Origin of the sequence: Mucilaginibacter gilvus, assembly GCF_004054195.1 — a bacterium.
Classification (GTDB): Bacteria; Bacteroidota; Bacteroidia; order Sphingobacteriales; family Sphingobacteriaceae; genus Mucilaginibacter; species Mucilaginibacter gilvus.
Genome location: NZ_SBIW01000012.1, coordinates 194,673 through 220,295, shown reverse-complemented (window position 1 = coordinate 220,295; position 25,623 = coordinate 194,673). Strand labels below are relative to the sequence as shown.

Here is a 25,623-nt window from a genome sequence, read left to right as displayed (position 1 = left end):
TGGGATAACCCGGGGCTTCATCTGCACGGTTGCACATTTGAAATCTGCAAATCTATTTATACGTAACCTTCAGGTTTGCAAACTCCCCGTCGGAATTATTGCCTACCCATACGCCTATTTTGCCATGTGTGGTGCTGCTTAGCTTTTTAACCGAGAGGCTTAGCTCGGCGTTGCCATTTACATTATACCGTTACATCCGCTCCGTTCACTACAATTTTTGCATGGAACCACTCATCGGCAGCTGGGGCAGGTGTAATGCCTTTTTCGTATTGCCCGTTATGCTTCTCGCGTAAAACCTCCCAATCGTAATTGGGCAGCGAAACATATTGCACCGCGTGGATCTTCCGCACCGGGTCGGTCGCCCTGAAATTAAACGGCCTAAAGTATATCACGTCCATCGTGTTGGGCGCATGGGTACCGTGGTAGGCAATGCCAACAAAGCTTTGCTGTAATACATCCTTGCCTTTTATATCTAAATCTATAGTCCCGTTGGTAAAATCTACATTTTTTAGCCAGGCTACGCCGTCGTTTTCCTTTGCAGACAGTTTAATACCTTTTTTACCGCCCGCATCAATAACTGCTGCATCGCGGTTTACTATATCCAACTGCGCTGCTTTAAGCATCTGCGGCAGGGGGTACAGCACCGTTCCTACCTGCAATTCGGTGGTTTTGAGGGTTACTGGCTTGGGCCGTATTATTTTTGCCTGCTGCGCCTGGCCATAGGCGGTTACTATTAAAGCAATAATTAATACAGGGCGCTTTTTCATTAGCTTATTATTTACCATTTAATTTTTTGATCAGATCCACCTCGTCCTGCTTATAAGGCGTACCATCCTTGCGGAAGATATCATGAAACCACTCCTTTGGCTCGCTACCATCGGGCATGGGGTTATCCCAGGCGTAAATGGTATTGGTTTTACCCATTACAAAGCCCCAGTTTAGCGCACCTACGTTTTCCTTCTTTAACATAGGCATTACATTGGCAAACTTGCTGCCCCGGGTACGTGCCATATACTCGGTACAAATAAGCGGCTTGCCATGGCTTTTTAACAATTGTATTGTTTTCAAATGGGAGTTTTCGTCGGTATAATCATGGTAGGTAACCACATCCGAATTAAGCGCCTGGTAGGCGTTGAGTTTCTCAAAGCTCCAGTCCCACAACCCAACGGATACCGGTTGGTCGGGGTTCACCTCCCTTGCCCAGCCAAACACTTTGGTAAGCAAACCCATCGAAGCTTCTTTTTTACCCGAGTTACCGGGCTCGTTAAACAGATCCCAAAGCAAAATGCGTTTATCGTGCTTAAAGGTTGTCATTACATCTTTTACGTAAGCTTCCAGTTCGGGGTATATGCCTGCATCTTTTATCCTGTTCCCTGGGTCCTGCAACCAACCGGAATTATGGATGCCAACTTTTGGAGCCGGCTGCAGGCCAATTTTAGCGTCGGCATTCCAGCAATCATCAAAAAACACAAACATGGTTTGGATATGATGTTTATTGGCAATAGTTAAATATTGATCCACTCGTTTCTTAAAACCCGCTTTATCTTGTTTCCAGGCAAGGCTATATAAGAACACCCGCATGGTATTAAAGCCAATGCCTTCGGCATAGCCAAGCTCCTTATCTATCGTTGCCGGGTCAAATGTGGCGGCCTGCCACATTTCTAATTGGTTAATGGCTGTGCTTGGGATAAAATCGCTCCCACTTATCCATTTATGCTGTGCATACCAGGCATTGGCCTTAACCGGCGACCAGCTCTTACCAGCAGGTATTTTTTGAGCAAAGGCGGCGGTTGTTGTAAAGGCAGCAATTAAAGCAGCTGCAAAAAACTTGTAGTGTATGTTTTTCATGAAAAATAATTGGCAGGAGTAAATATATAAAATTTGTTTGCTGCTGAAGGAATTTGGCATCGCCGGCCTTTACCTGCCTTGCTCATTAACAATTACAACGCTACTTTAGTTGATCCGCGTATTGTTGAAAGCTTTTATCCAACTTATTAAAAGCCGCAAATACTTAGTGTAAACCAGGTTAAACAGCATCTTAAATATCAGCTATATAATATTCATAACTATAATTACATTTTACCGTATAAATGCCTTACATACTTTTTAAAGTATGTTTATTTTTTATGCTATAACACTAATAATAAGCATACTAAAACCGAATTACTTTGATACTTTCGTAACAAAATAATAAATCAATTATAATTCGGTTAATGTTTATTGCAACAAAATAATTGCAACAACTTAAAGTTGTATTGGTAGCTAACGCGCTTTTTTGGCATGTTTATTAGCAATAATGTGGTAATTAAAATGAATAGGAACAACGCGGAAAAATGAGTTTTTTTGAGGGTCATGATTTTTTTGGCGAAAGCACAGCTCATCTTGCGCGTTTAATAAATAATATTAACACCGGCATCTGGGAATATAACACCACTACCAAAAAGGCTAAGTGGTCTGACGGCTTTTACGCTATTTTAGGTTACCACCCCGGCGAAATAGAATGCTCCTATCACAATTTCTTCGAAAACATCCTCTATTACCACGATAAGCAAATCTTTATAAAGGCAACACATTATGCAGGCAAGGGCCCAGCCCCTATCGCCCAAATAAGGCTGCTCACCAAAAACAATGGTTACCAGTGGTTTGAAAGCTCGGCCCTAAAACACGACGATGACGACGGCCAGTTTATATACGGCGTTTTAAACAACATCAATAAATATAAGCTTGCCGAATTTACGGCGGCCCAGGCCGATTTCCTGAGCGCCGAAACCAGCCGGATAGCCCGGATTGGCGGCTGGGAAATTGACGTAACCTCTATGGCGTTGAATATGTCGCGCGAGATCTATAATATTTATGAGCTCCATGGCGATGTTAAGCTTAATGTTGATGAAGCCATTAGTTTTTTTGAACCTGCCTACCGCCCCGTGCTAACCAAAGCTATTGAAGATGCTGTAAAATATTGCAAGCCTTACGATTTGGAAGTGCTTTTTAAAACTGCCAAAAACAATACTATTTGGGTGAGAGCCAAAGGCATACCTATTATTGATGATTTTGGCAAGTGCGTAACCGTGCGCGGCGTTTTCCAGGATATTGATATTATTAAAAGGAGCGGCATAAGCATGCAATCGTCGATAAATTTACTTGACGACCAAAACAAGCGGCTGCAAAATTTTGCCTATATCGTATCGCATAACCTCCGCTCCCATGCGGGTAACCTTAAATTTATGGTTAACCTGTTTGAAGAGACAAAGGCGGAAAATGATAAGGAAGAGATCTTCTCACACATCAAAACCATCAGCGAAAGCCTGAGCGCCACTATGGGGCATTTGGATGAGATTGTAAAGATCCAATCGGAAATAAGCAAGGAACGCAAATCTGTTTCTTTTGAAACCATATTTAATAACGTAATAGCTACGCTGAGAGCCAATATTGAGGCCAGCAAGGCGCAAATAAACGCCGATTTTAGCGAGGTGCCCGAGATAAGCTACATCCCCGCGTACCTGGAGAGCATCTTTCAAAACCTGCTTACCAATGCTATTAAATACAAACACCCTAACCGCGAGCCCGTTATAAATTGTTATACCCACATACACGAAAAGCATATATACCTGGTGTTTGAGGACAACGGTATGGGTATAGATATGAAACGTTTTGGCGACCAGCTATTTGGTATGTACCGCACCTTTCATCAAAATAAAGATGCCAAGGGAATTGGTCTTTTTATTACCCGCAACCAGGTGGAGGCCCTCGGCGGCAACATCATAGTTGACAGCACCGTAGATGTTGGCACTAAATTTACAGTAAGGTTGGTATAAACAACCCGAAAAAAATGAGTGTAGAGAGAAAAATGGTGACTGCTTGTATTATTGATGACGATGATATCTTTATCTATGGCTTCAAAAAATTTGTTGAGATAAGGGGGGTTTCCGCTGAAATACTCAATTTTAGCAACGGAAAAGAAGCTATTGACTATTTAAAAAATCCGTTTTACGCTAACAATTTGCCTGATATTATATTTGTTGATATCAATATGCCGGTTATGGATGGATGGGAGTTTACCCAAAACTTCGAGGAAATAAAATCCCATATGGGAAAAAAAATCTCTGTTTACTTCATTAGTTCTTCTGTAGATATCAATGATATTAACCGCGCGAAAAATAATCCTGCAATAGAAGATTATATTATGAAACCTATAAGTGAAACCCATGTGGAGGATCTTATTAATTCCTACCAGATCAGCCCTGGGTTTATTAGTATGAACTAAGAATTTTACTAAATAAAAAGAGACGCGAAGTATCGCGCCTCTACAATTGTTAAGCCTTTCTAAAACTATTGTATATAGCTTTCCAGTATTTTAAAGCCCGAAGTAGTTTCGAGGGTAACCTTATCTATTGTTTTTGGCAATAAGATGCACTCGCCCATTTTAACCTGGTAGGCAATATCGTTATGCTTAATGGTGTACTCGCCCTCCACGCAAACGTGTATTACAAAAGAATCTAAACCCGAGTAATCCTTTTCGGTACCGTGAGTAAAATCCATAATGTTGGTCGTGAAATACGGGCAACTCACCACATGCACGGTTTCATCTTTTTGTGGCGTGTACAACGTTTTGTATTCGTCGTAGTGTTTGTAATCTATAGCAGCGAGAGCTTCCTCTGTATGTAATTCGCGTTTGTTGCCTTTATCGTCAACACGGTCGAAATCATAAATACGATAGGTAATATCAGATGTTTGCTGGATCTCAGCGATCAGCAACCCTTTGCCTATAGTATGCACGCGGCCGGCCGGTAAAAAGTAAACCTCACCCGCGGTAACTTCTTCTTTGTTCAGGATATCCATAATATGGCCGCTGTTCAGCGCCTCTACATATTCCTGCTCGTTCATTTCGCGGTTAAAACCAGTGATCAGGGTAGAGCCCGGGTCCGCCTCTATCACATACCACATTTCAGTTTTACCAAATGAGTTATGGCGTTTTTTGGCTAACTCATCATTAGGGTGTACCTGCACTGATAGGTCGTCGTTCGCATCGATGAATTTGATCAGCAGCGGGAAGATGTTGCCAAAATGAGCATATACCTTATCCCCTACCAGCTCACCCTGGAATTTTTCCAGCAGGTCTGCTAAGGATTCACCATCAAGTTCGCCGCCATTCACAACCGATACATCAGATTTTACGCCCGATATTTCCCAGGTTTCGCCGCAATTTGGCAGATCGCCAATATTTTTATGCAGGTATGTTTCTATTTTGTGGCCACCCCAAATTTTATCTTTGTAAATGGTTTTGAATTTTAGCGGATATAATGCTGACATAGGTAATGTATTATTTGGTGGCTAAGTTAAAGATTTTGCCGAAGCGAGGAATAAGGTTTTTCTAAAAATCAATAAAAGCAAGTATGCCTAAAACAAAAAGCCCATCCTTTTTCAAGAATGGGCTCTATATTAAAAGCGGCTAATTACTTACCCAACTTTGCTTTCAAATTTTCGTCGATAGCTTCTAAAAACTCTTCGGTGTACAGGTAATCGGTACCGTGTTCTACCTTTGGTTTTATGGTGATGGCCAAATCTTTGGTCATTTTGCCGCTTTCTACGGTTTCAACACAAACTTCCTCCAAAGCTTTACAAAAGTCGATCAGCTCCTGGTTACCATCCAGTATACCACGGAACTCTAAACCACGTGTCCATGCGAAGATAGAAGCGATAGGATTGGTTGAGGTTGGGCGGCCAGCCTGGTGCTCGCGGTAGTGGCGGGTTACGGTGCCGTGTGCAGCTTCAGCTTCCATAACGGTACCATCCGGTGTAACCAGAGTAGAGGTCATTAAACCTAATGAACCAAAACCTTGCGCTACGGTGTCAGACTGTACGTCGCCATCGTAGTTTTTACACGCCCAAACAAAGTTACCGTTCCATTTAAGGGCCGATGCAACCATGTCATCAATCAGGCGGTGCTCGTAAGTAATGCCGGCTTCAACAAACTTAGCTTTGTAATCTGCCTGGTAGATCTCTTCAAAAATGTCTTTAAAACGGCCATCGTATTTTTTTAGGATGGTATTTTTGGTAGATAAATATAAAGGCCAACCCTTCATCAGTGCCTGGTTAAAACAAGCGTGCGCAAAACCGATGATAGATTCGTCGGTATTGTACATAGTTAACGCAACGCCATCACCTTTAAAGTTAAACACTTCAAACGACTGCTCAGGGCTGCCATCTTCTGGTGTAAATTTAACGGTAAGTTTACCTTTCCCTTTAGTAAGGAAATCGGTAGCACGGTACTGATCGCCAAAAGCGTGGCGGCCAATGCATATTGGGGCGGTCCAGTTTGGTACTAAACGTGGCACGTTTGCCATAACTATCGGCTCGCGGAAAACCGTACCATCTAATATATTACGGATAGTTCCGTTTGGCGAACGCCACATTTGTTTCAAACCAAATTCTTTTACACGGTCTTCATCAGGCGTGATAGTTGCGCATTTAATACCCACACCATATTGCTTAATGGCGTTAGCGGCATCAATGGTTACCTGGTCATCTGTTTCATCACGATACTCAATACCAAGGTCATAATACTTTATGTCCACATCAAGATAAGGGATGATCAATTTATCTTTTATAAATTTCCAGATGATGCGTGTCATTTCGTCGCCATCCAGCTCAACTACCGGGTTTTCTACTTTAATTTTTGACATACCTTGTTATGGGTTATTTTTTGATTTAACGGTTTCAAACTTACATAAAATTTTATTTGTATATTTTCACAAAGCACACATAATTTTAAAAAAACAGCGTTAATTACGTGCATTAGTTGTATTATTTACAATTGCCACACATAAAAATTCGCTTACCTAATAATTAAACAATAAAATATTTAGTGTATTTTAACCCCGGCAATTAATTTACGGGCAGCATTGCTTTTAAACCTTGAGCCGCTATTTTTATAAAAATTTAATCATCCGCTATTTTTCCCGTAGCATTGCTGTTATATTATGATAAAGTTGCTTTTAAAAACAACATTCCTCTTCGTACTGCTAACGTCGGTTGCTTCCATGTCAAAAGCACAAATTGGCTACGATTATGCGCAGTATGATTTTGGCTTGGGTGGAAATATAAACATGGTTTATGGCGATGCCGAATCCGTTACAAAAACCCCCTCTGCCTCTATCAGCTTTACCTATAACCATACTCCGTTTGTTAACTATGTAGTAGAGGTGCAGGTTGGTACGCTTGAGGGCGGCGATAAACTTTTACTTTCCAAATCGGGCAGGTATTTTAAAAACAACTATACAGCCTTTGTATTTAAAGGACAATTACAGGCCGGCGAATTGATGGACTACTCGCGCAGCGGCGCTGCCAATGTTCTAAAAAATCTGTATATTTCTGCAGGCCTGGGCTATTTAATGAATGATATTCGGGATGGCAATATTAACCGCGAATCAATAGTAACACCTGGTTTTGTTACCACCGGCCTTGATAAAAGCAACGAGCTTTTTTTACCAATAAGACTTGGTTACGAGTTTAAAGTATTTAACCGCTACAACGAACCATCCTTTAAAATAGACCTTGGTGCGCAGTACAATATGGACTTTGGCGACAATATGGACGGTTTCGACGCGGGTAAAAGCAAAGATAAACTGATCCAATACAGCATCGGTTTAAAATTTGCAATTGGCGGCGTTACCTCATACCGCAAGCAAATACATTATTAACTCCGTTTTTTGCCGCCGACGTTTTTGGCAGGGTTTTTAGTGTATATAAACGTACAAAACAAAGACCAATGACAACTAATAACGAAAGCCAAGAAACCAAGATCGACCCCGAATACAGGGACACCGACCTGGACAACAATGCCGAGGATACTGTAGACAGCGAAGACCTTAATTTTAATGAGGCCGAAGGCAGTTTTGAGTATGATGTAAAAGGCGACGACCCCGATTACGATCACCCCGACCCTTACGACACTACAGTAAAAAATGGAGAAGATATCAGTTCAACCTACGATGAGGCAAACCCTTACGATACCAAAGGTGAGTATGACGCAGCACGTTCTATAGAATCCGATGCAGATTCGCTGGGGATGCATATAGATAGCGGTAAAATTGTAGAATTGGACCCCTTAGACGCCAAACTGGCCCACACCCCCGAGGATGACCGCGATGACCTTGACGAAGAAGGTTATCCAAAAAACGATACACCCGAAGGATTTAAATAAGTTGGAAATGTTTTAAAGGTTGTATAAGTTAAGAAAACTGCCAGTCTAAAAACGAGAATAGTAAAAGGGATAGTTCTGACGAGCTATCCCTTTTACTATTCTATCTTAATTCGTGAAATTCGCTCAATTCGTGAAATTTGTGTCTATCTAATCAAAATCCAGGTTAAACCTATTCTTCAGATCTATTAGCTGCGGGTTTTTGGCCGCCATGTGCTGAAATTTCTCCAGCGAAGTATATGGCTTCCGCACCGCGGTAGATTCTTCTACCTTTGCGTTCACTTCTATGCTAAAATTTCTTAAAGTGGTGCGCAAAAAGTTAAGCACATTTGGGCGTTCGTCTCTAAAATCTTTCTCCTGTACCTTATTAGATACCGTAACTTCAAAGTTTCCGGGCGAAAGTACTCTTGGTGTAACCGATGTGAAAATATTATACAAACTGGCAGATTTGCCTTCAGCCTTTAGCTTAGCGCCGTGGTTTGTCCATAGTTGCAAAAATTCATCCATGGTAAACGGCTCCTTATCTTCCCCTTTTAGGTAGGGGTCCTCTTCTACCGCTAAAGCTTCTTCTACCTGTTTGCCAAGGTCTTTCCTACTCGGTATCTTAACCGATGTTACGCCCGAATGCACGTTGGCAATAAAAGGATTTTTTGGCTTTTCGGCTTCTGGGGTACCGGCTATACCAACCGGCAGCGCAGTTTGCTGCGGTGGTGTTTTCTGATAAACAGCAGGTGAAGTATCGCGCAGCAAAGGCACTTCATCTGCCCGTTCTGGCTGCACAGGGGCTGCTTGTGCTACTGTATCAGGTTTTTTTTTTTGCTCCCCTTGCGGGGCAGCTCCTGCCTGTGGCATTGGCGCGGTTGCCAGGTTAAATACCGATTGCAGGTGGCACATTTTCAGCAAGGCAAGTTCTACCTGTAAGCGTTGGTTCTTACTCTGCTTATAGCTGATATCGCACTGGTTGGCAATATTCATGGCCGATAGCAAGAACGAGATGCTGGCCGCCTGCGATTGCTGCAGGTAGCGAGCCTTTATAGTTTCGCTCACTTCAAGCAGTTTAATGGTAGCGGTATCTTTTCCCACCAGCAGATTACGGAAGTGTTCGGACAGGCCGGATATAAAATGCGCGCCGTCAAAGCCTTTTGATAGTATTTCGTCAAAAAGCAACAGCGATTGCGCGTTGTCCTCGCCCAGCAGTTTATCTGTTATACTGAAGTAGTAATCGTAATCGAGGATGTTCAGGTTATCAATAACCGAACGGTAGGTAACGTTACCGCCACTGAAGCTTACGATCTGATCAAACATCGAAAGCGCGTCCCTCAAACCGCCATCAGCCTTTTGGGCGATGATGTGCAGGCCGTCGTTCTCGTATGTAATGCTTTCTTTCTGCGCGATGTTAGCGAGATGCCCGGCCATGTCCTCCACCCTGATGCGGTTAAAATCAAAGATCTGGCATCGCGAGAGGATGGTGGGCAGAATTTTATGCTTCTCGGTAGTGGCTAATATAAATATGGCGTAGTTGGGTGGTTCTTCCAGCGTTTTCAGGAAAGCATTGAACGCCGCCTGGGAAAGCATGTGCACCTCATCAATAATATAAACCTTGTAACGGGCAGCCTGCGGCGGTATGCGCACCTGCTCTATCAAGCTGCGGATATCATCAACCGAGTTGTTGGATGCTGCATCCAGTTCATGCACATTAAAGGAGTTACCATTCTGGAAAGCACGGCAGCTATCGCAGGTACCGCAAGCCTCGCCATTGGGCAGTAAATTGGTACAGTTGATGGTTTTTGCCAGGATACGCGCGCAGGTAGTTTTACCCACACCCCTTGGCCCGCAGAACAAAAATGCCTGCGCCAGCTGGTTATTCTTAATAGCGTTTTTTAACGTATTAGTTATATGTTGCTGACCAACAACAGTTTCAAAAGTAGCCGGGCGGTATTTGCGTGCCGAAACAATAAAATTATCCACAGGTATAAAGGTAGCAAGAAAATGCTAACCTGAAAACTTCAGAAATGGATTGTTGAAATAATCTAACTATGCGATTAATTCTTGGTCATCGGATTCTTTTGAAGGGGTTTTGAATTTCGCTTTCCTTGTTAAAATTGAGCCATTATAAGATTTAGTAGTAGTTCGCAAGACTGTCGTTTGAACCTCCTCTAGTCTTAATTTAAACTCCGCGGCCAAACTGTCGTTAGCAACCGTCCGTTCTATAAGGTATTTCATAGGAGGAAAGAACTCTTGTAAATTTTCAAATAAAAGCGTTTTTTCATCCTCTAATGCATTTTTTACAAGCATTTCTAACCCTTTTAGTAAATCTCTTATTGCCATTGGACTTACTCTTTCGCTCTTATCCGCCCTCTCACGAGTGAATGACATTTGTCGCGTCAAAGACAAAATTTCTTCTAATAGATCCCGTTCTCCTCTTAAACCCTTGTCAGTTGATTTGGACGGTTTAGTTTTATTTAATTCTATCTCGATTTTTTCTGATAGCCTTGGCCACCACATATCAAATACACTTTCAAAAACCTCAGAACTTAGAGCAAAGTCTCCAAGTTCCGCATTAATCATACGGACTACTTTTTTAATTTCCTCTCTATTGAACTTAGCAGCCTGAAACTGAACTAATGGCCCTTGTATGTCGCTAGGATCGATTCCAAACAAGATTGGACAAACTTTGGAGGAATCAATATTTTTCGATAAAGCGCCGGCTTCGAACATTATCCAAGGACTATTTAGATTATCCTTAGTTAAGCAGATAATTCCAACTTTACTCTCGTCTAGCTCTTTAGCTATCTCACTGCCCCATCTGGTGCCTTTTGTTATATCGTCCGGTGAATAATATGGTTTGACTGACTGAATTACGCTAGGCAACCATTGCCTTAAAATTTCCGCTATGTTTCTAGACGTTTCTCCTGACCAACTAATAAATACTTTCATTGCAATTGTGATATTTAGGTTTTTTTTAAATATCACTAATAATATTTAACAATGAAATATTATTTAATAAAATGTTCACCTACTGCAGATCATCATCCGGCAAATGATCGTCCTCATCCGGATCGGGCTCGCGAACGTCGTCGCCTACGCGTATCTCGTGCTCATCGTTTGTGCTCTCCATCTGGTCGTCAAAGTCTTCGTCCTCTTCATCATCCCAATCACCCTCAAAAACTTCGTCTTCCTCAATTGGCCCCTGCAAAAAGAGCATATCATACATAAACCCTGATGTACCTGCTTCCTGGTACCTGCTTTCAGAAAATTGCATAACGGTATAGTTTACAGATGAAACGATGACCAGCGGCATATGTTTTAAAAAATGCCTTATAAAAGCTTTAACAATTGTTTATAAACTTAAAAGGCCCGGGTTACCTAAACAGGCTGAATTACAGCCAAACTATTCTTAAAATACAGGGCAATAACACTTGCATAAGTATATTATTCTTACTACATTTGCAGCCCCGTAATAGCGGGGTATTTAATTAAAAATCAAAGTATAACAATGCAACAGTACGAAATCGTGATCGTTCTAACCCCGTTGTTGTCAACAGAAACAGCTGCAGAGGCTATCGCCAAATACAGCAAAGTTTTAACAGACAACGGAGCCGAAATTGTCCAGGAGGATAATTGGGGTTTGAAAAAACTTGCGTACCCTATTCAGAAAAAGACTACAGGGTACTATCACTTAACTGAATTCAGGGCTCCCGGTGAAGTAATTAACAAAGTGGAAGTTGAATTAAGGCGCGATGAGCGTGTTTTGCGCTTCCTTACCATTGCTCTTGATAAACACGCAGTGGCTTACAATGAGAAAAAACGCAGCGGTGCTTTCAACAAAAAGCCTGCAGCTAAAGCGGAGGAAAGCAAATAATGGCAAACGACCAAATTAAATACGTTACCGCTCCAAAAGTGGAGGATAACCGTAAAAAATACTGCCGTTTTAAAAAGAATGGTATTAAGTATATCGATTACAAAGACGCTAACTTTTTGTTGAAGTTTATTAACGATCAGGGTAAAGTATTACCACGCCGTTTAACAGGTACTTCATTAAAATTTCAGCGTAAAGTGGCCCAAGCTGTTAAACGCGCACGCCACATTGGTTTATTACCTTACGTTACAGACTCATTAAAATAATCAGGAGGTTTACAAAATGGAAGTTATTTTAAAACAAGATGTAAAAAACCTGGGCGATAAAGACGATGTAGTAAGCGTTAAACCAGGTTATGGCCGTAATTTCCTTATCCCTAAGGGTTATGCCATATTAGCCACAGAATCTGCACGTAAAGTATTAGCAGAAAACCTGAAACAGGCTCAATTTAAACAAGATAAAATACGCAAAGATGCTGATGCTATCGCTGCTCGTTTGGAAGGTGTTAAACTTACCATCGGCGCTAAAGCTGGCGAAAGCGGCAAAATCTTCGGTGCTATCAATACCATCCAGGTTGCTGATGCATTGAAAAAAGAAGGTTTTGAAGTTGACCGTCGCCGCATCACTTTTGACCAGGAGCCAAAATTTGTTGGCGAGTACGTTGCAAACGTAAACCTGCATAAAGAAGTAAAAGTTCAGGTACCTTTTGAAGTAGTAGCTGAGTAATTTTAATTTCGGATATCGAATTTTCGATTTCGGATTTAAGAATCATAAAAAAGGGGTTTTGCTTAGCAGAACTCCTTTTTTGTTTTATAGATTAGCATTACAAATGGCACGGACCCAATCTCCCAAAAAATCAAACTCCAAATCAAAGTATCGCGGTTCTAATTCAAAAATCGGCGGCGTGTTGCGCCTCGCTTTCCGCATTGTAAAACTGGTGTTTATCACTTTTGTTTGTGCCAGTCTTTTTGGTGTAATACTCTTCCGTTTTGTAAACCCGCCCTTTACCTGGCTGATGATACAGCGCGGTTTTGAGCAAAAAGCAGCCGGTAAAGAATGGAAGATTGATAAGAAATGGGTTGATTTTGAGGACATTGCCGACCCTATGAAACGTGCAGCAGTAGCTGCCGAAGACCAAACCTTTTTAGAGAATCATGGCTTCGATTTTAAGGCTATACAACACGCCATTCAAAAAAACGCCAAAAGTAAAAAGCTGATAGGCGGCAGCACCATTACCCAGCAAACCGCCAAGAATGTGTTCCTGTACCAGGGGCGTTCGTTTATCCGCAAGGGCTTAGAGGCTTGGTTTACCGTTTTGATAGAGGTCTGCTGGAGTAAAAAGCGTGTGATGGAGGTGTACCTCAACGTAATAGAAATGGGCGACGGCATCTACGGCATCGAGGCGGCTTCGCAGGCGTACTTTCATAAACCCGCGTCCGAACTTACCAACCGGCAAGCGGCGGCCATAGCGGTGATATTCCCCAGTCCGCTGAAATGGTCTGCAACCAAGCCTACCAAATACTTAAAGCACCGGCAATATCTCATCAGGCAAAATATGCGCAGGTTGGGGCCGCTGGAGTTTTAAAGGTTTAAATACGCAAAATCACTTGCGAAAATCTCCGTTTTTTTTCAATAATGCATTGAAAAAAGGGACATTTAGTGCATTTTTAGTACCTGAACTGACCTGTTTTCGACAGTTAAAAATCGCGTTTTTTTTTAATCTGTTCAATGTCTGTCCTTCCTGGTTCTCATAATATTTTTTTTGATATTTATGGTGGCAGTATATCGCTACTTATATTTCCAGTGCCGGGTCTTCCCTTCGCTTAGCCATTCCAGGCCTTCCTTTAAACGCTTCTCGCGTGTTGCCTCACTTTTGGCATCTTCAAACCAAGTGACGTACTCCTTTTTTTGCGACGGGCTGAATTTTTCGAAGTATTTTTTTGCACCGGGTGTTTGGTCGAGCAATTCTGCCAAATAATCCGGCGTTGTTAAAGTGGCCGATGCAGTTGCTGGCTTTGCAGATTGGGCCTTAGGTTTGGCGCTTGGCACGCCTTTTATCAACATGGCCTGGCGGATATACCATACCAGGATATCATCATCGGGCAAGTCGGCGAGCGAGGAGATGCGACCCATGCTCCCGGCAGCCTCCCCTCCTTCCAGGTGCAATATGGTGTGGATCAGGCAAAGTATCGGCCTTCCAAAAACCAAAGCCCAGGTGCTGCTTAAAGGCCATCATATGGCATAGTATGCCGTTGTATTCAAAAAAGGGCGCGCTCCATTTGATGGTTTCCATTATCTCGGGCGAGGCCCGATGCACCAGTTCGCGCAGGTGTTTTAAAATGGGCTTTGCAAAATCTGCCGACTTTTCGATGTAGGCGTCGATGCGGGTATCGTACTGTTCCATAACGCAATATACCGCAAAATCTAACAAATTAAGCGTTGGGCCCAATTTCGTTAAACGAAAAACTATCGTAAATTTGAGTATTGACAAACCTGATGCGGAAGTATATATCGAGATCATTTGCGGCTCTCATCATAATTGCCGTTTTGTTTAACGGCTGTAAGCTGGATGCACCGGTATACCCCGATCCGGGTGGTACTACCGGCCCGGGCGGCACCGATCCACCGGTGGTAGTGCCGGATACGGATGATGGCACTAACCCGCCTGCCGATGCCACCTATACGGTGCCCATCGGCGCAGCCAACACTATCGTTTTCCAGGTAGATGGCGGCGAAACGGTGATACTGGATCAATCTAAGGCCGAGGTGTCGCAACCGGGCAGCGTAGCCGTTACCGGATACACCAGCATTTTGGGCGATAAAGCCGACCCGGAGATCATTTTTCAGCTTAACTTCAGTTCTATCGTTCAGGGTGAATACGCCAACGACCTGCTCGGCCTCCAATACCAGGACCTAAAACTCAGCGACGACGGTAGTGGGAAAGTGAAAGCGACTACCTATAAAAAAATAGGCGATTCATACCATATCAGAGGTTTTTTTAAGGTACAGGCTACCAACGATACTGATGGCAGCAAACACACCGTTATCGGCTCTTTTAATATTGAGCAATAACCTTAATTGCGCAGCAACTTCTTAATATCCGGGTGAGCCTGCGATGCCAGGAACTCGGTTATGGTAAACTCGGCAAGCTTATGTTTGTGGAACGGATCATCGGCAATTATCTTTTCTAATATCTCCTTTGCATCTGCCTGCGCAATTATAATTCCGCCGGTACGCGGCACTTTCCTGCCACTAATCAGGAACACATCCGCCTCATAATATTTTTCTAAGTATTTCACATGGGCGGCCATGTGTTTATCCAGTTCTTCCAGCGGAACAATGTAGTGAAGGTTGATGATGAACATTATTAATAAAGAAATAAAATTAGTTTAATATTAAACTTAAGCAAAAAATGATTACTTTAGTTTTATTGACATGGCCTAAACATATATGAAAAAAATATATCCCTTATTTTGTATTGCTGCCATACTCATATACTTTTCGGCTTGTAAAATAGATGCACCGGTTTTTCCGGATAAGCCCGATAAACCCACCCCTGTTGACACCACCCATACCGACAAAACTATCGATAAAGCCCTGCTTACCGGTTGGTGGGCACCTGTAAAACCAGATTTGAACGCCAAACTATACTTTGGTGCTGATAATTTCTTTTTCCAGGATACTTTAACTAAAGATATTGCACCAACCGCAGGGTTTTGGCACATCGCACACGATACCATCAGGTACAGCCAAACCCTTACCAGCCCGTCATTGGATATTTTTGTTGTAAGCAAATTAACGGCTGATAGTTTAGTAGTAAAGGGGGGCGTTGTTACAGTACGGTATTATAAAATTAATCAACCACCTATTACTTCAACGGCCATAAGTACTATTGCAGGTACGGGGATCGATGGTTATACCGGCGATGGCGGCCCCGCTACAGCAGCCCTTATATCGGCTAAAGCCGGTATACTGGTGAGCAAAACGGGGGATATTTATTTTTGCGACCGCAGTAATAATCTTGTTCGTAAGATAGCGGCTGCAGACGGCAAGATAAGTACGATAGCTGGCTCGTTTGGCAAATCGGGCGGGATGTATGCAAATAATTCTGCGGCCACTGATGCTACTCTCGCCTTTCCTGTTTTTATGGCGATGGATGCGGCTAACAATATTTATGTAACTGAATCGCTGGGTAACCGGATAAGCAAAATATCGCCGGACGGTAAAATAAACTGTATCGCAGGCTGCTCCATGTTCCCCCAGCAAGGCTTTAGCGGCGATGGCGGCCCCGCTACTGCTGCAGAGCTTCGTGAGCCGCAGGGGATTGCTGTAGATGATGCAGGCAACATTTACTTTGCAGACCTAAGTAACTATCGAATTAGAAAAATAAATGCTTCAGATGGCAAAATAAGTACAATAGCAGGTACTGGCGATAGAAACTATAGCGGCGATGGCGGTCCTGCGATAACCGCAGGCTTATCTGTGCTCGACCTATCTTTAGATGCAGCCGGCGACATCTATTTTACCGATTTCACGTCAGACCGCATCCGCAAGATCAGCAAAGCAACCGGGATAGTTACCACCATCGCAGGCACAGGTGCAAGAGGAAGCACCGGCAACGGTGGGCTTGCCACGGCGGCCAAACTTTATCTTCCCTTCGGCATTAGCATTGATAACAAAGGGGATATTTATTTTGCCGAAATAAATGGGGGTATCATCAGAAAAATAACCAAAGCTACCGGCATTATCACTAAAATAGGTGGTACCGGTTTCGACAATTTTTCGGGCGACGGCATACATGCAACCGCTTACTCGTTAGTTGGCCCATATGATGTTGCTACAGATGCAGCAGGTAACATATACATTGGCGAGCAAGCCAGAATAAGAAAGATAGCGGCAAATTAGTAGCTCTTCTACACAACCACCAAATCCCTAAACAATTGTATGTGCCAGCTATCTTTAAACGGCACTTCCCACTTGGTTTGCAGTTCCGTTACGTTTTGGGCCAGGTTGTTAAAAACGATGGTTTCGGTATTGATCTTGCCTTGTTTTAGCAGTTCTTCAAATTGCTGGCGCGGAACGGAAAGCACTTCTTCCCCATCGCGGTAGGCCAGGTTAAACCTATCGAACAGACTGAGCCCGAACTGCTGCTCCAGCTGCTTCATAAAATTCACCGATTTATCTATCGAGCAGCCGCTTGCGCCTGCCTGGCTTTCGTCTACTATCAGTATCAAAAAGCGGCTGTACCGTATTTCGGCCTTAGCTTTCAGCTGGTTGTTGTGAGCCGTCCAGCCGATGGTAAAATTATCCAGCTGCACCTGTATTTGCAGGGCTTCGGCATCAGTTAATTTACGGTCGGACTGGTATACCCAAACTCTCGAGTGTGAAGAAAATTCCATAGAGCAAATTTATTCAATTTATTAAATTAGGAGTATTATTTGTTGTCATGCTAACATCAATTCTACCGAAGGTGAAAAAAGCATTAACCACTGTACTGTTATTATTGACAATGCCCGTTTTATACGGCTTTGGAGCATTTATGGATGAGCAGCAATGGGTAAGCTGGGGCACCAAGGCACTTACCGAAAGCTACGACCCGTCCGGCGAAACTAACATCACCAAGTGGGAGATCATGCTCACCACCGACCATTTTATCCGCCTGCGAAAAACTTATCAACAGGGAAACCAAGAGTATTATTCGTTCAATATCAAACGCCTCAGCGGCCTAAATTATCTGCCTGGGAATGAACTGACCGATACCCTCCAAGTGCAAACCCAAACAGACGATATCATCATCCAAACGTACGGCAACCCCATTGGCGACCTTGATTCCATGGCCACCACGCTCAACATCCCCGTAAAGAAATTAATGCCTGGCAGGCTGGATAGTTTGAAGCAGGCGTTGATTTTTTTGAGGCAGAAGGGGCTATAACCCATTAGCCAGTACCGTTATCTCGGCAATATCCAGCACTTTTATTTCCTGTTCTTTGTTGATGTGCTTTACGCCATCGCTCAGCATGGTCATGCAGAAGGGGCAGCCGGAGGCTACTATTTGCGCGCCGGCTTCCAGTACATCGGTCATGCGTTCGGCGTTTATGTCTTTTTTGCCAGGTTCGGGTTCTTTAAACATTTGGGCGCCGCCTGCACCGCAGCAAAGGCCATTGCTTTTGCAGCGTTTCATTTCTACCAGTTCGGTATCCAATATTTCGAGGGCGGCGCGTGGCGCTTCGTAAACGCCGTTACCGCGGCCCAGGTAACATGGGTCGTGAAAGGTGATGCGGCGGCCTTTAAAACTTTCGCCGCCTTCGGCCTTTAACTTGCCATCGTTGATGAGGCCCTGGATCAGCTGGGTATGGTGGATCACTTCGTAATTGCCGCCAAGGCCCGGGTATTCGTTGGCTATGGTGTTAAAGCAATGCGGGCATCCCGTTACTATCTTTTTAACGTTGTAAGCGTTCAATACCTCTATGTTGCCCATGGCCTGCATCTGGAACAAAAACTCGTTTCCCGCACGTTTGGCCGGGTCGCCGGTGCAGCTTTCTTCGGTACCCAGTACGGCATAGCTGATGCCTACATGCTGTAGTATCTTGCAAATATCCCTGGTTATTTTTTGCGCTCGCTCGTCAAAACTGCCGGCACAGCCCACCCAGAAAAGTATTTCGGGGGCGTTGCCTTCGGCAGCCATTTGGGCCATGGTTGGTATTGTTAGTTCATGGTTCATGGTTGATAGTTCATAGGTGCGTTATTCTTCTTCACTTATTTGGGAAATAAAGTCATCTATGCTGGTATAGTTTACAAACTTAATAGCCGAGTTGATCACTTTTAACTGGTTCAATACATCGAGCGCGATGCCTAAAGCGTCTTCCTCTTCGCCCTGCATTTTAGGGTCCCAGTTGATGCCTATCAGCGTATCATCCTCGGCCATGCCAACGCACCAGTTCTCTAAAAACTGCCCCAGCGGAATTTCGGTAGGTGTAAAATCCTTCCAGTCATCCCGTGCGCAAGCTTTGGCATACGCCCGTTCCGACCAAAAAGGCACCACATCGGTATCCTCACTATCTGCCGAATGGGAATTTGCCCAGCCATTCTTACTTTTTAATCCCCACACCAGTTTTGATGCGGCCACCCGTTCGATGAATAATTGATAATCTCTTTCTGTTGTAGTGCTGTCGTTTGCCATTCCTGTTCGTTCTATACTATCTATTATTCTTTCTCTGCCCAATTAAACCGGTCGGCCTGGCTATACTTCCATGGGGCGCCGTTATTTTCCATATTGCCGAACATATTGTTGAGGCTGGCCGGTGCCTGCGATTCTTCCATCACCACGTAGCGGCGCATCTCCGTAATAATTTCCAGCGGGTTAATGTTCACCGGGCAAGCCTCTACGCAGGCATTACAGGTGGTACAGGCCCACAATTCCTCGCGGGTGATGTAGTTATCCAATAAAGTTTTATCGTCGATATAATCCTTGCCGTGCTTATCTATGTTGTTGCCTACTTCGGTTAGCCTGTCGCGGGTATCCATCATAATTTTACGGGGCGAGAGCAGCTTACCCGTAATGTTAGCCGGACAGACGGATGTACACCTGCCGCACTCGGTACAGGTGTAAGCTTCCATCAGGTTCTTCCAGGTAAGGTCGGTTACGTCCTTCACACCAAAACGACTCACCTCGGTAGTTTCGGGCACAAAGGATGGATCCAGCATAGCCTTTACTTCATTGGTAACGGAGCCCATATTACTAAATTCGCCCTTAGGTTCCAGGTTAGAATAATACACATTGGGGAAAGCCAGCAGAATGTGGAAATGCTTGGAATACGGCAGGTAATTTAAAAACGCCAGGATGCCTATGATATGGAACCACCAGCAGCCCCGCTCTATAGTTTCCAAAGCCGAAGCACCAGCCGGCAGCAAAGGTGCTATTAAGGCGCTCACCGGGAAACTCCCTGCGGTAACATAATGCCCAAAGTGCAGGGCCTGTAATTTATAATCGGCGGCGTTCATGGTGAGGAAGGCCGTCATCAGCAAAATTTCGATAGTGAGGATATAGTTAGCGTCGGATTTTGGCCAGGTCGTCATCTCGGTACCGCTAAAGCGTTTCAACTTTAATAGGTTACGCCTCGCAAAAAACACCACGCAGGATAACAGCACCAGCAGCGCCAGTACCTCAAAGCCGCCTATCAGCAGGCCGTATAAGCTACCAAGCGGTTTAGAAAACACCCGGTGCGAACCGAAGATGCCATCGATCATGATTTCCAGCACTTCGAGGTTGATGATCACAAAACCTACATAAATAAAGAAGTGCATCACCGCGGCGGTTGGGCGTTTCACCATTTTGGTTTGCCCAAGGGCCACTTTTGCCATTATTTTCCAGCGGGCGGCGGGGTTATCGCTCCTGTCGGTATCCTTACCAAGCAAAATATTGCGCCTTACTTGGGCCACGTTTTTACCAAACAGGTAAACGGCGGCTAATAGAATGATGATGAAAATAACCTGTCCTATCATTATGCGTGCATAGTAATTTAAAGCTAAAGTATAAATTACTTTTAATGTTTGTGAAGATTGTTTAAATGTTCAGTATTTGTCTGAATCAGAATTTACAGAATATTAGAATGAGCAGAATATAAACTCAGTCACCCGGCAAACACCCATAATGTAACCAGCACGCAAAGCGACTACATATGTTGGCTACTTTGCACATCGGATACTTTGCAAATGGGGTGCCGAAATAAATTCGGCATGACGGGAAGGTCAAGAATTGTGTTAATCCCTCCATCCCAAAATCGTGTCTTTGTCACCCCAAAATAATAATTTAAAATAGCGGAACGTTCGTTCCGCTACGTTGTATATTTGCGGAACGATTATTCCAATAAACAAAATTTAATCAGAAACTAAAAATGAAAAAGTTAGAAAATAAAGTAGCAGTAGTAACAGGCGCCTCTAAAGGTATTGGCGCAGGTATAGCAAAAAGCCTTGCAGCAGCAGGCGCTTCGGTAGTAGTAAATTATTCATCATCAAAAGCCGGTGCTGATAAAGTTGTTGATGAAATTGTTGCCGCCGGTGGTAAAGCCATCGCGGTACAGGGCAGCGTATCAAGCAAAGCCGATGTTACCCGTTTGTTTGACGAAACCGCGAAAGCCTTTGGCCCTACCGATATATTGGTAAATAATGCAGGCGTGTACGAATTTGGCCAGATAGAGCAGATCACCGAAGAACATTTCCACAATCAGTTTGATACTAATGTGCTTGGTTTGCTGTTAGCTACACAGGGTGCAGTGGCCAGCTTTAACCCTAATGGTGGTAGCATCATCAACATTGGTTCGGTAGTGAGCAACATTACCCCTGCGGGCAGTGCTGTTTACAGTGCTACCAAAGGCGCGGTTGATGCCATTACTCACGTACTGGCAAAAGAGCTCGGCTCAAAAAACATCAGGGTAAACTCTATTAACCCGGGTATGGTTGAGACCGAAGGCACGCACACAGCAGGCTTTATCGGCAGCGATTTTCATCACGAAGCCGTAAAAACCACTCCATTGGGCCGTATCGGTCAGCCGGAAGATATCGCTTTAATAGCCGTGTTCCTGGCGTCTGAAGATTCGCGTTGGTTAACCAACGAAACCTTGCTTGCTGGTGGCGGCGTAAGGTAATTACCTGTTCAATAAACATTTTAAATTGAATAGCTTTGCTTAATATTAAGCAAAGCTATTTAAGGTTATGGCAAGAACGAAGGATTTCGATGAAGCAGAGGTACTTAACAAGGCCGTAAACATATTCTGGTTAAAAGGGTATAATGGTACTTCTATGCATGACCTGGTGAATGGCCTGGGCATTAGCCGCTCCAGCCTGTACGATACCTATGGCGATAAGCACACGCTTTTTATAAAAGCACTGGAGAGTTATCAGGGCTTAAATTCGGAAAAATTCCGTGAGATCATCTGTGGCGAACAAACGGCTAAGGAAACTATCAAACGCTTACTGGAGTATGTTATAGATAACCTTTTGAACGATAAAAGCCAGAAAGGCTGCTTTATGGTGAACGCCGAAGTGGAGGTAGCACTGCATGATAAGGAGGTAAGCTGCATGATCCAGAAGAACGACCAGCAGATAGAGGAAGTATTTTATACCGTTATAAAAAACGGACAGGATAAAGGAGAGATTACCAACAAGCAGGACGCGCGAGCGCTGGCCAGATTTATGTTCAATACCATAAAAGGCGTGCAGGTAACCGCAAAGTCTACCAACGAGCGGGCTGTTTTCGATGATATTATTAACCTAACGGTATCGGTGTTGGGGTAACAACCGCTATATTACTACTTCCCATCAACCTTGCGAAGATCTTTCGCCTTATTAAACGCTGCCAAACAGCTATCCAGCGGTTTACCTTGTTTATAAATACAATCGCAAAAAACTTTACAAGCCGCCGGGTTTTTGCTGGTGGCACATTGGTTTATACATTCAGCTTCGGAGTTGCCCGGCACTATCTCAAATAAATAAAAAGTACCGGCTATAATAAACGCCACAATTGCAAAGGAACCCCCAAAAAATATAATTCGAAGGCGCACACCTAAAGGCTTTTTTACTACAGGAGCATCTGTTTCGGGCTGTTTAAATGGCAAGATGTGTTTTAGCCGGTCATAATCCCAAACCAATAAAAACAAGTTTGCCAATGCCATCATCGTTACCTCCCGGGTACCGTCAAAACGGGTAGCATAGGTAAGCACCAAAATATTGATGATGACAGGAAAATACATCAGCGCACCAAGAAGCGAAGTTCTCGGGATGAGTATTAATATAGCTATTATAACCTGACCAATTCCAATAAAGGTATAGTAATAACCCGTTATATATAAGGCGTCGAAATAATGCCCTAAAGGGTTATTGGACGGCAAACCGGCGGCGAACCGTTCACCCATAATTTTAACAAAGCCTGCAATAAGAAAGGCAACTGCAAGGGCAACGCGGCAAAAAACAGCAAAACGCTTAAGCCATTTGTCGGCCTTTGCCTCGTAATATATTTCTTCGAGTCTACTCATAACTATTTCTCTTTTTTACGAGTGATTATTTTGCTGAGCAGAAAATGGAGAACTAATGCGATGGCGGTCCAGTAGATAGCACAGGCAAGTAACCGAACAGGTGGTGCCGGGTCCGGATCGTTAAATATTGGTGCCAGGGGCCCTACCAACACAATTTTTATAGGGTATAAAATGGCGGCTAAGGTATGCTTCCAGGCTATCGGTGAATCGGTCCCCGGGAACCACTCGCCATGGTTTACGGGCCCTAAAAGTAAATTAGAGATAACTTGAAAGGCAAACGCCGAAACGAGGAAGATAATGACGAATTTGGTTCTTGAGATTTTCATACTGTTAAGTTTTATAATTAAATAAAAGTACTTTGCATTACAAAGTCATTAAAAATAGATTAGCATTTACAAGGGTTAGCGAAAAAAGAATTTGGGAATGATTGAAAGCCTTGGGTATACCTAAAGCTGCTGCTAAAATAGATTAGGCCGAAATTATATCTAAGCAGCGAGCCAAGGATTTTCATTCCTTTAATTGAAATAAAGTAACCTAAATATTATCTATACGTATCAATAGCAGTAAGCCATGCCGGGATAATATTATGCAGACTAATAATATTGCATGTTTTAATAATATTGTTTTAGTTTTTCAGTTTATTTAATTTTAAATGTTTCCTAAAATATTCCAAACATTATCCAAGTACCTTTGCTTCGGGGTAATTTTAATTGCTGGTATCGCCTTATGCGGCTGGGTGTTAGATCTGTCTGTATTTAAGAGCGTTTTAAAGGGTTATATTTCCATGAACCCATTAACTGCTGCCCTATTTATTTTATTTGCCGGCGGTATGTTAAGCTCGCATAAAAACCGGTATTCCACCGCCATAAAAACGGCCATTGCCATTATCACTTTCGGAATTTTATCACTGAAAATATCTGACCTTGTATTCTTTACTAATTTTAAACCTGATGCATTTCTGTTTACCAGTAATTTGAAAGGCAACCAAATGGCGGTGGCAACCGTTGTTAACTTTGTTCTTATTGCTGTAGCGCTTTACTTTTCAACAAAAAGAGGACTGCGAGTAATCGCTCTTTCGCAACTTATGAGCCTGCTGGCCTTGTCGGTTAGCTCAATTTACATTTGCGCATACCTTTTTAATTTAAACTCTATAATTGGCGTTTCGGTAATTACTCCTATGGCAATCCACACCGCGGTATGCTTTATCTTATTAGGCGCCTTGGTGCTTTTTATTCATCCCCGCCAAGGATTTATGAAAACTATCACCTCCGAATCCGTTGGAGGTATTGTTACCCGCAAAACCCTTCCACTTATTATTCTGATACCTTTTGTTATAGGCTATTTGAGTTTAACAGGACAAAGGAAAGGCTTATATAACAGCGAATTTAGTATGGCAATTTTTGTTGTTATTACTTCCCTTTTATGCGCTGTTATTATGTGGCAATATGGCAAAATGATAAATGTAATTCATCGTGTTTGGAAAAGTACAGAGTCGGACCTAAATTCAAGCATAGCCGAAACAAAAAATCTGAATCATGAAATTGAAACAAAGAATAATGTATTAACTTATACTGCTGTGGATTTGGAAGGCAAAATACGCCAGCTTGAGGAATTTAACAAAATTGTTGCCCATAACCTGCGGGGCCCGGCAGGTAGCATCCAGATGCTAATTAACATGGTGCTCGAATCCGATTCGGACCAGGAAAAGCTGGACTTTCTTGCTTTGCTAAAGGAATCCAGCAAAGATTTAATTGATACGCTTACCGAATTAGTAGCCATAATGGAAGTGAGGCTGAATACACAGATCCCTTTTGATGATTGCAGCTTCGCTGAAATAATCAGCAAAGTAGAACATATGCTAAAAGGGGAAATGATCTCAAAAAAAGCAAGTATTGTAATGAACCTGAAAATGCCCGGGTTAAAATATCCTAAAGTTTACCTGGAGAGCATATTTTATAATATGATAAGCAATGCATTAAAATACAGCAAAAAAGATGAACAGCCATTCATCGAGATCAGCTCGGAATTGACAGATAACAAAACACGGCTTACTTTTAAAGACAACGGCATTGGAATAGATCTGGCCCGCCATTCAAATCAGCTCTTTAAACTTCATCAAACTTTTCACCAAGGCTACGACAGTAAAGGAATTGGCCTGTTTATGACAAAAAATCAGATTGAAACCTTTGGAGGCAGCATATCCATAAAAAGCGAGCCGGGGCGGGGTTCTGAGTTTACCATTATTTTATAAAGTAATGGATGAAATGGCATAAGCCTCCCATGGCCTCCCACGAACAGTCAATACACCTTGTATAACAACAATGTAATGACCTTTTATAAATTCTCAGTAAAAATAAAAGCCTCCAGTTTTTACGCTGAAGACTTATATAAATTTTCGACTTAAAATCCCATATGGGATATTTTGTGGTATCAGCTGGGATCGAACCAGCGACACAAGGATTTTCAGTCCTTTGCTCTACCGACTGAGCTATGATACCGCTCCGTTTAAGGTTTGCAAATGTAGCGTTTTTTTT

The 25,623-nt window shown here is 43.1% G+C and carries 30 protein-coding genes and 1 tRNA gene; 14 read left to right on the top strand and 17 right to left on the bottom strand.

Going from position 1 to position 25,623, the window contains the following annotated elements; genetic code table 11:
* Positions 1-182: 182 nt before the first annotated feature.
* Positions 183-767 carry a hypothetical protein gene (locus EPL05_RS20820; RefSeq protein ID WP_128535925.1) on the bottom strand — a complete coding sequence of 195 codons (585 nt, stop codon included), beginning with the start codon at positions 765-767 and terminating at the stop codon, positions 183-185.
* Between the two features lie 7 nt (positions 768-774).
* Positions 775-1,848, bottom strand: coding sequence for a glycoside hydrolase 5 family protein (locus EPL05_RS20815; RefSeq protein ID WP_128535924.1), 1,074 nt, complete (start codon positions 1,846-1,848; stop codon positions 775-777).
* 485 nt (positions 1,849-2,333) lie between these two features.
* On the opposite strand from EPL05_RS20815, the gene EPL05_RS20810 reads away from it, so the two are divergent.
* Both EPL05_RS20810 and EPL05_RS20805 read left to right on the top strand, forming a co-directional pair.
* Positions 2,334-3,815, top strand: a complete 1,482-nt coding sequence (locus tag EPL05_RS20810) for a PAS domain-containing sensor histidine kinase (protein WP_128535923.1) — start codon at positions 2,334-2,336, stop codon at positions 3,813-3,815.
* A 14-nt stretch (positions 3,816-3,829) separates the two neighbouring features.
* Positions 3,830-4,264 (top strand): response regulator, encoded by a 435-nt coding sequence (locus tag EPL05_RS20805; protein ID WP_128535922.1) that lies wholly within the window; start codon positions 3,830-3,832, stop codon positions 4,262-4,264.
* A gap of 65 nt (positions 4,265-4,329) precedes the next feature.
* On the opposite strand, the gene EPL05_RS20800 is transcribed toward EPL05_RS20805, so the two are convergent.
* Together EPL05_RS20800 and EPL05_RS20795 are read right to left on the bottom strand one after the other, a co-directional pair.
* Positions 4,330-5,310, bottom strand: a complete 981-nt coding sequence (locus tag EPL05_RS20800) for a type I phosphomannose isomerase catalytic subunit (RefSeq protein WP_128535921.1) — start codon at positions 5,308-5,310, stop codon at positions 4,330-4,332.
* A gap of 143 nt (positions 5,311-5,453) precedes the next feature.
* A complete protein-coding gene (locus tag EPL05_RS20795) occupies positions 5,454-6,683 on the bottom strand; it encodes an NADP-dependent isocitrate dehydrogenase (protein WP_128535920.1) in 1,230 nt (409 codons plus the stop codon).
* A 357-nt stretch (positions 6,684-7,040) separates the two neighbouring features.
* Here EPL05_RS20795 and EPL05_RS20790 point away from each other — a divergent pair, with 357 nt between their 5' ends.
* Positions 7,041-7,700: a hypothetical protein gene (locus EPL05_RS20790; RefSeq protein ID WP_128535919.1), complete on the top strand. Its 660-nt coding sequence runs from the start codon at positions 7,041-7,043 to the stop codon at positions 7,698-7,700.
* 68 nt (positions 7,701-7,768) lie between these two features.
* Positions 7,769-8,203 (top strand): hypothetical protein, encoded by a 435-nt coding sequence (locus tag EPL05_RS20785; protein ID WP_243837340.1) that lies wholly within the window; start codon positions 7,769-7,771, stop codon positions 8,201-8,203.
* Between the two features lie 147 nt (positions 8,204-8,350).
* Here the strand turns inward: EPL05_RS20785 and EPL05_RS20780 are convergent, their stop codons facing one another.
* From EPL05_RS20780 to EPL05_RS20770, 3 genes are all read right to left on the bottom strand, one after another.
* Complete coding sequence (locus EPL05_RS20780) at positions 8,351-10,168, bottom strand: DNA polymerase III subunit gamma/tau (RefSeq protein ID WP_128535918.1); 1,818 nt, start codon at positions 10,166-10,168, stop codon at positions 8,351-8,353.
* Between the two features lie 66 nt (positions 10,169-10,234).
* Positions 10,235-11,137 (bottom strand): toll/interleukin-1 receptor domain-containing protein, encoded by a 903-nt coding sequence (locus EPL05_RS20775; RefSeq protein ID WP_128535917.1) that lies wholly within the window; start codon positions 11,135-11,137, stop codon positions 10,235-10,237.
* A 79-nt stretch (positions 11,138-11,216) separates the two neighbouring features.
* The gene (locus EPL05_RS20770) at positions 11,217-11,462 is read right to left on the bottom strand and encodes a hypothetical protein (protein ID WP_128535916.1); all 246 of its coding nucleotides are present in this window, start codon (positions 11,460-11,462) and stop codon (positions 11,217-11,219) included.
* Positions 11,463-11,696: 234 nt separating this feature from the next.
* Here EPL05_RS20770 and rpsF point away from each other — a divergent pair, with 234 nt between their 5' ends.
* The 4 genes from rpsF to mtgA all read left to right on the top strand — a co-directional run bounded on the left by rpsF (position 11,697) and on the right by mtgA (position 13,644).
* Positions 11,697-12,062 carry a 30S ribosomal protein S6 gene (gene rpsF / locus EPL05_RS20765; protein ID WP_128535915.1) on the top strand — a complete coding sequence of 122 codons (366 nt, stop codon included), beginning with the start codon at positions 11,697-11,699 and terminating at the stop codon, positions 12,060-12,062.
* Positions 12,062-12,325, top strand: coding sequence for a 30S ribosomal protein S18 (gene rpsR, locus EPL05_RS20760; protein ID WP_067054791.1), 264 nt, complete (start codon positions 12,062-12,064; stop codon positions 12,323-12,325). The genes rpsF and rpsR overlap by 1 nt, the downstream gene beginning before the upstream one ends.
* 16 nt (positions 12,326-12,341) lie before the next feature.
* Positions 12,342-12,785, top strand: a complete 444-nt coding sequence (rplI, locus tag EPL05_RS20755; protein ID WP_128535914.1) for a 50S ribosomal protein L9 — start codon at positions 12,342-12,344, stop codon at positions 12,783-12,785.
* Positions 12,786-12,888: 103 nt separating this feature from the next.
* Entirely contained in the window at positions 12,889-13,644 is a 756-nt protein-coding gene (gene mtgA, locus EPL05_RS20750; RefSeq protein WP_128535913.1) for a monofunctional biosynthetic peptidoglycan transglycosylase, read from the top strand.
* 203 nt (positions 13,645-13,847) lie between these two features.
* Here the strand turns inward: mtgA and EPL05_RS24255 are convergent, their stop codons facing one another.
* Entirely contained in the window at positions 13,848-14,192 is a 345-nt protein-coding gene (locus tag EPL05_RS24255) for a YdeI/OmpD-associated family protein (protein WP_208394799.1), read from the bottom strand.
* Positions 14,155-14,463, bottom strand: coding sequence for a DUF1801 domain-containing protein (locus EPL05_RS24250; protein ID WP_208394798.1), 309 nt, complete (start codon positions 14,461-14,463; stop codon positions 14,155-14,157). The genes EPL05_RS24255 and EPL05_RS24250 overlap by 38 nt, the downstream gene beginning before the upstream one ends.
* 92 nt (positions 14,464-14,555) lie before the next feature.
* Between EPL05_RS24250 and EPL05_RS20740 the strand changes: the two genes are divergently transcribed.
* Positions 14,556-15,131: a hypothetical protein gene (locus tag EPL05_RS20740; protein WP_128535912.1), complete on the top strand. Its 576-nt coding sequence runs from the start codon at positions 14,556-14,558 to the stop codon at positions 15,129-15,131.
* 2 nt (positions 15,132-15,133) lie between these two features.
* Here the strand turns inward: EPL05_RS20740 and EPL05_RS20735 are convergent, their stop codons facing one another.
* Positions 15,134-15,424, bottom strand: coding sequence for a YciI family protein (locus EPL05_RS20735; RefSeq protein ID WP_128535911.1), 291 nt, complete (start codon positions 15,422-15,424; stop codon positions 15,134-15,136).
* An 85-nt stretch (positions 15,425-15,509) separates the two neighbouring features.
* Between EPL05_RS20735 and EPL05_RS20730 the strand changes: the two genes are divergently transcribed.
* Entirely contained in the window at positions 15,510-16,964 is a 1,455-nt protein-coding gene (locus tag EPL05_RS20730; protein ID WP_128535910.1) for an NHL domain-containing protein, read from the top strand.
* 8 nt (positions 16,965-16,972) lie between these two features.
* On the opposite strand, the gene EPL05_RS20725 is transcribed toward EPL05_RS20730, so the two are convergent.
* Entirely contained in the window at positions 16,973-17,458 is a 486-nt protein-coding gene (locus tag EPL05_RS20725; protein ID WP_128535909.1) for an ABC transporter ATPase, read from the bottom strand.
* A gap of 71 nt (positions 17,459-17,529) precedes the next feature.
* On the opposite strand from EPL05_RS20725, the gene EPL05_RS20720 reads away from it, so the two are divergent.
* Positions 17,530-17,991, top strand: coding sequence for a hypothetical protein (locus tag EPL05_RS20720; protein ID WP_128535908.1), 462 nt, complete (start codon positions 17,530-17,532; stop codon positions 17,989-17,991).
* Here EPL05_RS20720 and EPL05_RS20715 read toward each other — a convergent pair.
* The 3 genes from EPL05_RS20715 to EPL05_RS20705 are packed head-to-tail and all read right to left on the bottom strand — an operon-like array spanning position 17,986 to position 20,561.
* Positions 17,986-18,780, bottom strand: coding sequence for a (Fe-S)-binding protein (locus EPL05_RS20715; protein WP_128535907.1), 795 nt, complete (start codon positions 18,778-18,780; stop codon positions 17,986-17,988). The genes EPL05_RS20720 and EPL05_RS20715 overlap by 6 nt on opposite strands.
* 21 nt (positions 18,781-18,801) lie before the next feature.
* A complete protein-coding gene (locus EPL05_RS20710) occupies positions 18,802-19,239 on the bottom strand; it encodes a DUF2750 domain-containing protein (protein ID WP_128535906.1) in 438 nt (145 codons plus the stop codon).
* Positions 19,240-19,262: 23 nt separating this feature from the next.
* Positions 19,263-20,561, bottom strand: a complete 1,299-nt coding sequence (locus EPL05_RS20705) for a (Fe-S)-binding protein (protein ID WP_128535905.1) — start codon at positions 20,559-20,561, stop codon at positions 19,263-19,265.
* 392 nt (positions 20,562-20,953) lie between these two features.
* Between EPL05_RS20705 and EPL05_RS20700 the strand changes: the two genes are divergently transcribed.
* Positions 20,954-21,703 (top strand): SDR family NAD(P)-dependent oxidoreductase, encoded by a 750-nt coding sequence (locus EPL05_RS20700; RefSeq protein WP_128535904.1) that lies wholly within the window; start codon positions 20,954-20,956, stop codon positions 21,701-21,703.
* A gap of 67 nt (positions 21,704-21,770) precedes the next feature.
* Positions 21,771-22,352 (top strand): TetR/AcrR family transcriptional regulator, encoded by a 582-nt coding sequence (locus tag EPL05_RS20695; protein ID WP_128535903.1) that lies wholly within the window; start codon positions 21,771-21,773, stop codon positions 22,350-22,352.
* A 14-nt stretch (positions 22,353-22,366) separates the two neighbouring features.
* Here the strand turns inward: EPL05_RS20695 and EPL05_RS20690 are convergent, their stop codons facing one another.
* Together EPL05_RS20690 and EPL05_RS20685 are read right to left on the bottom strand one after the other, a co-directional pair.
* A complete protein-coding gene (locus EPL05_RS20690; protein WP_128535902.1) occupies positions 22,367-23,089 on the bottom strand; it encodes a DoxX family protein in 723 nt (240 codons plus the stop codon).
* A gap of 2 nt (positions 23,090-23,091) precedes the next feature.
* Positions 23,092-23,415, bottom strand: coding sequence for a hypothetical protein (locus EPL05_RS20685; RefSeq protein ID WP_128535901.1), 324 nt, complete (start codon positions 23,413-23,415; stop codon positions 23,092-23,094).
* Between the two features lie 458 nt (positions 23,416-23,873).
* Between EPL05_RS20685 and EPL05_RS20680 the strand changes: the two genes are divergently transcribed.
* Positions 23,874-25,340 (top strand): sensor histidine kinase, encoded by a 1,467-nt coding sequence (locus EPL05_RS20680; protein ID WP_166727771.1) that lies wholly within the window; start codon positions 23,874-23,876, stop codon positions 25,338-25,340.
* A 174-nt stretch (positions 25,341-25,514) separates the two neighbouring features.
* Here EPL05_RS20680 and EPL05_RS20675 read toward each other — a convergent pair.
* Positions 25,515-25,587, bottom strand: a tRNA-Phe gene (locus EPL05_RS20675).
* Positions 25,588-25,623: the final 36 nt, after the last annotated feature.